Genomic DNA, 5,524 nt, shown 5'->3' with positions numbered 1-5,524 from the left:
AATAGATATTCAATGAAAAACATAGACAACAAATAAAAAAAACTACAAAAAATAATTTACAATCTAACCACAACTAAGAAAATTCACTGTCATCCATCAACTGAAAAATTAATTATTGCACAGCCAATCTATTAAAAAAAAAACAAAAATTCAAAGAGATTTTGAAAAATTAAAAAATTTTTCGAAATCATTGTACAAGTATTATTTTACTAATTCTGCACCTTCATCAATGACAATTTTACATGATACTGGCATTTTCATTGCTGCTCTTCTTAAAGATTCCTTAGCATCTCCAAAATTCTTTTCAGATGTGTAGATTGAAAAGATTCTTTGGTTTCTTTTAACAACAGCTTCTGAACTTACAGATTTACCGAAAGCTTTTCTCATACCATCTTGCACCCTATCTGCTCCTGCACCAGTAGCCATAGGATTTTCACGAATGATATTATGAGGATAAACTCTTATTTTGAGATGGTAACCTAACCTACCAGCTTTTCTTTGCATGAATCTGTTAGATGCAACCCTTCCAGCCTCTAAAGCATTGTGAGTTATACGAGCTGGTGTTTTAACAGCTAAACTTACAGCTACAGGGAATCTTTGAGATAAATTACCCATATCATATTGCACTATCCTTGAACCAGGAATTTTCCTTATATATTCTCTTCGTGAGTATGCGCGAACCATTAATAATCCTCCAGATTAAAATAATCTTTAATTAACTATTTAATGTGTTTACACTAAATAATTAAGATAAATAAAATATTGTATCAAATATATAATTAAGCTTAATAATAAAATTAAACATTATAAAGAAGTTTAAGATTGAAATAACTAATCCATAAGTTATTAAATTAATAACTAATCGATAAATTAAACTAATATTATAATAAATTAAACTAATATATAGTAATAAAATACTATTACAAAAGTTAGTATTAAAATAATATATAAAATTTAGTATTTATAAAAGTTAGTATTAAATTATTTATTCTAATAACCATTAATAAATGTTTCTTAAAAATATAATTAATAAAATTTTTAGATTAATATCTATTTTTAAATACTAAGATAAAATATCTATTACTAAATAATTAGATTAAATAAATATAAAACTAAGATAAAATATCTATTACTAAATAATTAGATTAAATATATAAAAATGTAACGGATGAAACAGCCAATTAAAAGGAGGATTAAGGAAGTATGAAAATAGCTATTAGTGGAAAAGGTGGAGTTGGAAAAACCACAATCACCAGTACACTGGCATATATACTATCAAGAGACCATGAAGTCTATATTATCGATGCAGATTCTGATATGAACCTCGCAACAAGCTTAGGAATTAAAAATGATGTAATTCCAATAGCTAAAATGAAAGACTTGATTAAAGAACGAACAGGAGCAGATCCAGATCAATCATTTGGAGAAGTTTTTAAGATGAATCCTAAAATAAAGGATTTACCTGAAAAACTATCCATTGATGTTAAAGGAAATGGAACACTGAAACTTATGGTTATGGGAACAGTTGAAAAAGGTGGAGAAGGTTGTATATGTCCAGCATCAGTGATGTTAAAAGCTATTATGAGAAATATAGTTGTTAAAAAGGAAGAAATAGTAATATTAGACATGGAAGCTGGAATAGAGCACTTTGGAAGAAAAACTGCAGAATCAGTGGACACCATGATTATAATAGTAGAGCCTGGGCTAAAATCAATAGAAACAGCAGGTAGAATTAAAAAATTAGGGAAAGATATTGGGATAGTTAATATAATAGCTATTTTAAACAAATGTTTTAGTAAAGAAGATAAAGAATTTATTGAAGAAGAACTAAAGAAGATGAATATCAATTTAATTGGAATTATACCCTTTGATAATAATGTTATGAAATCAGATATTGAAGGAAAACCTTTAATAAATTATATTGATTCGCCTGCACTTAAATCAATTGAAAAAATAGCTAAAACCATTGAAAAAGAATTGAGTTGAAATAAACGTAAAATCCTAAAACCAAAAATAATTTATTTAATAAAGAACATAATTATAACATCATAATTTAACTATTACAATATTTATTACAATTTTTATTTTAAATTTAATTAGATACTATGAAAATCAATGCTAAAATTACAGTTGAATATAACGAAGTAGAGACTGCTAAAATTGTATTTAAATCACTTAATCCAGATAATGGAGATTATTTAGATTCTAATGTCCAAGATAATATTCTTAGCTTTAATATAGAGTCGGATAATCTTGGAACCTTTTTAAATACAGCAGACGATTTAATCTTCTCTGAAATAACTATAGAAGATGTTTTAAACTCTGCATCGAGTGAATAAACACATTAAATTTAAGACACTAATTTTGAAATTTAAGAAAATCCTTAATTTTCTAATGTTTAAAATCTCCAATTTTAAGGTTAACTAATTGTAAATACATTGATGAAATTTTGCAATAAATTAATTCTAATTAATTATTATAAATAGGACTAAATCAACTTAACAGGTGAATTAATAATGAAATTTAAACTTAACGGAAAAGTCATCTTCAATAAGAAAATAGAAGAAGCTGAAGAAGACATTAAAACATTTATAGATGAAGCAAATAATGAAATACTAATTAAAGGTACAAACGAAGATCAAAAAGATAAGGGAGCCCATATAACCAACTGGAATATATCAGATAATGATTTAAATCTTGAAATTATATCTGGGTATAAAGTTAGAGCCCATGATGGACTTCTTAGAATAAAAAACCCTTTAACACAATTACTTGGTAAAAAATATCACATGGGGGTTCGAGGAATATATATTGACAATTATGAAATAGCTATTCCAACAGGCAAAGATGGATATGAGTTTAATAAAGAAACTGCAGAATCTTTAGAAGATATCAACAATATTGAAATCAATGAAGACAATGTTGTTATAACAATGAAAGATATTGATGAAGGAGCTATTAAAAAACAAACAGTAAATCGTATTATTAAATTAATCACCAATAAAAAAGAAATAGATGGAATCATTGCTGATGAAGGAGACGATATAACAAGTAAAATAATAACTAAGTTTAAACCTGGAGAAACAGTCTTTGAAAGTCCTAAATTTAAAACATACTTTGAAGGAGATGTTACAGAAAAAGCTATTGAACTTGGATGGATAAAATCTTTCCCAGGACGAGGACAATGGTTTTATGGACCAGAAATAACTGCACTTCAAAGAGTTCTTGAAGAAATTCTTCTAGAAGAAGTAATTGAAAAACTTGACTTCCACGAAGCACTATTCCCTAAATTAATACCACTAGAAACCATGAATAAAATGAGATACTTAGATGGTCTACCTGAAGGAATGTACTATTGTAGTCCTCCAAAAAGAGATCCTGAATTGTTTAACAAGTTTAAAAATGAGTTAGCTATTAACAGAGAAATACCAATGGAGTTACTTAAAAAAGGACTTAAAAATCCAGGTTATGTACTGGGAGCTGCACAGTGCGAACCATTTTATGAATTTTTATCCCACGAAGTAATTGATAAAAAAGAATTACCAATAAAATTGTATGATAAAAGTGGATGGACATATAGATGGGAGTCTGGAGGAGCAAAAGGAATTGATAGAGTCCATGAATTCCAAAGAATTGAAACAGTGTGGTTATCCACTCCAGAAGAAGTAAATAAAATAAGAGATCAGACCTTAGAATTATCTCAAGAGTTAGCAAATAAATTAGAACTTGAATGGTACACAGAAATCGGAGATGATCCATTTTATCTTGAAGGACGAAAAGCAGAAAACAGAGGAATTGAATTTCCAGAAGTCCCAAAATACGAAATGAGACTTAAAGTACCAGGACAAGATAAAGGAGTAGCTGTTGTATCTGCAAATGTTCATGGAACCCATTTTATACAAGGATTTTCTATAAAAGAAGCTCATGGAGAAAAAATATGGACAGGATGTACTGGTTTCGGTCTAACAAGATGGATATTTGGAGTACTTGCTCAAAAAGGATTTGATGACAATAACTGGCCAAAAATAATAAAAGATAGAATTAAAAGTGTTAAATCACCTAAAATCTTAACATGGCCATGATTAAGTCATATTATTAGATGATTAATCTTAATTCCTATTTTTTATTTTTAATAATAGCTATTTTAAAAAAATATTAATAATAGTTAATAAAGAAATAGCTATTAAAAAAGAGTATTAAAATATAATTATTACTTTTAAATTAACTAATCATAACTTTAAAAAATATGTGGAGCTTAAATATGAATTGTCAAAATCATCCAGATAGAGAGGCTACTAGTAACTGCTCAGTTTGTGGAAAACCTATATGTAATGAGTGTACTTTAAAAATTGGAGGTAAATCATACTGCCAAGATTGTGCAACCCAACTTATATCTGCAGGACAATCACAAATATCAGCAGATCCAAAAACAAACACAGAAAACAACAAAGATAATACCGAGGGACCTAAAAAAGATAAAAAAGAAAACAATGTAAATAAAGATAATGAAAATTACATTAACATGAAAGAAGTTATTGAAGCTAAAAAACAAGAAGAACTTAATAAATCTGATCCAGAAGTTGAAGCAAAGTATGAAAGATACTTAGAAGACTTACATCATGATGAAGAAGAACCAATCCAACCAAAAAAAGAAGAAAGAAAAGAATTATCCCTATCTGAGCAGTTAGCAAAATATGAAGAAGAAAACGGTTTAATTATACCAGAAAAACCTAAAAAAGAAGAGCCTGAAATGGAAACATTTGTTCAAGAAGGAATAACTATAACAAGAGCCAAAGATAACTCTTATCACCGCCCCAATGAAGAGTATCATGTTTCAAGACAAGAATATAAGCATCCAATAAAAGAACAAAGAGAATTTTCAGACCAAGACTCAAATAACTACAAACCAGTTTCTCTACATCAAATACATTATAAAAAAGAAAAAGAAGAAGAGAATAAAGTAAGCTTAATGGATTATGTACTAATAGCTATTCTTGCAATCTTAATAATGGTTGTAACATTCTATATATTAAACATAATATTCAATCAAGGTTCAGACCCTACTGAAGCAATAGCATTAATTAGAACGTTAATCTAATTAAATTTCTTTTTTAAAAGTACACTACCCATTTTCAATTATAATTTCCTCATTATCAACATTTTTAAGAAGAGAAATCAAAGATTTATCTAAATTTCCGTTACGAAATAAAAATTTGAACAAAAGTTATTCTTAAATGTAATTATATAACTAAAAATAATAAGTATGACCATATAATACTACTCAAATGTTAAAATTTTTCAATTTCCTCAATGGAAAGACCTGTGATTTCACTTATCTCATCTAAAGACATATTCTTATTTTTCATACTAATTATATATTTTCTCTGTAAATTTATTTCTCCTTCTTTTATTCCTTTTTTAATCCCTTTTATCTCTCCTTCTTTTAGCCCTTCTCTTCTGGCTGTGTTCATTGCTGTTGTCATATCTGATAGTGCCATTTCTCTCATTTGGTAGGCACGTAATG

Annotated in this window: 5 protein-coding genes and 1 pseudogene; 4 read left to right on the top strand and 2 right to left on the bottom strand. The window is 27.6% G+C overall.

Features of this window, described 5'->3' with window-relative positions; translation table 11 throughout:
* Positions 1–201 precede the first annotated feature (201 nt).
* Positions 202–684, bottom strand: coding sequence for a 50S ribosomal protein L16 (rplJ, locus tag MBFIL_RS02210; protein ID WP_066971077.1), 483 nt, complete (start codon positions 682–684; stop codon positions 202–204).
* Positions 685–1,203: 519 nt separating this feature from the next.
* On the opposite strand from rplJ, the gene MBFIL_RS02205 reads away from it, so the two are divergent.
* The 4 genes from MBFIL_RS02205 to MBFIL_RS02190 all read left to right on the top strand — a co-directional run bounded on the left by MBFIL_RS02205 (position 1,204) and on the right by MBFIL_RS02190 (position 5,098).
* Positions 1,204–1,986: an ATP-binding protein gene (locus MBFIL_RS02205; protein ID WP_066971075.1), complete on the top strand. Its 783-nt coding sequence runs from the start codon at positions 1,204–1,206 to the stop codon at positions 1,984–1,986.
* 119 nt (positions 1,987–2,105) lie between these two features.
* Positions 2,106–2,339 (top strand): KEOPS complex subunit Pcc1, encoded by a 234-nt coding sequence (locus MBFIL_RS02200; RefSeq protein ID WP_066971073.1) that lies wholly within the window; start codon positions 2,106–2,108, stop codon positions 2,337–2,339.
* A 177-nt stretch (positions 2,340–2,516) separates the two neighbouring features.
* Positions 2,517–4,082, top strand: coding sequence for a serine--tRNA ligase (gene serS, locus MBFIL_RS02195; RefSeq protein ID WP_066971071.1), 1,566 nt, complete (start codon positions 2,517–2,519; stop codon positions 4,080–4,082).
* Positions 4,083–4,261: 179 nt separating this feature from the next.
* Positions 4,262–5,098, top strand: coding sequence for a B-box zinc finger protein (locus MBFIL_RS02190; RefSeq protein ID WP_066971069.1), 837 nt, complete (start codon positions 4,262–4,264; stop codon positions 5,096–5,098).
* A 190-nt stretch (positions 5,099–5,288) separates the two neighbouring features.
* Here MBFIL_RS02190 and MBFIL_RS10750 read toward each other — a convergent pair.
* Positions 5,289–5,524, bottom strand: a pseudogene (locus MBFIL_RS10750) (hypothetical protein); the annotation flags it as partial.

It is taken from the genome of Methanobrevibacter filiformis (genome assembly GCF_001639265.1).
Taxonomy (GTDB): Archaea; Methanobacteriota; Methanobacteria; order Methanobacteriales; family Methanobacteriaceae; genus Methanacia; species Methanacia filiformis.
This window is presented reverse-complemented; position numbering and strand designations above follow the sequence as displayed.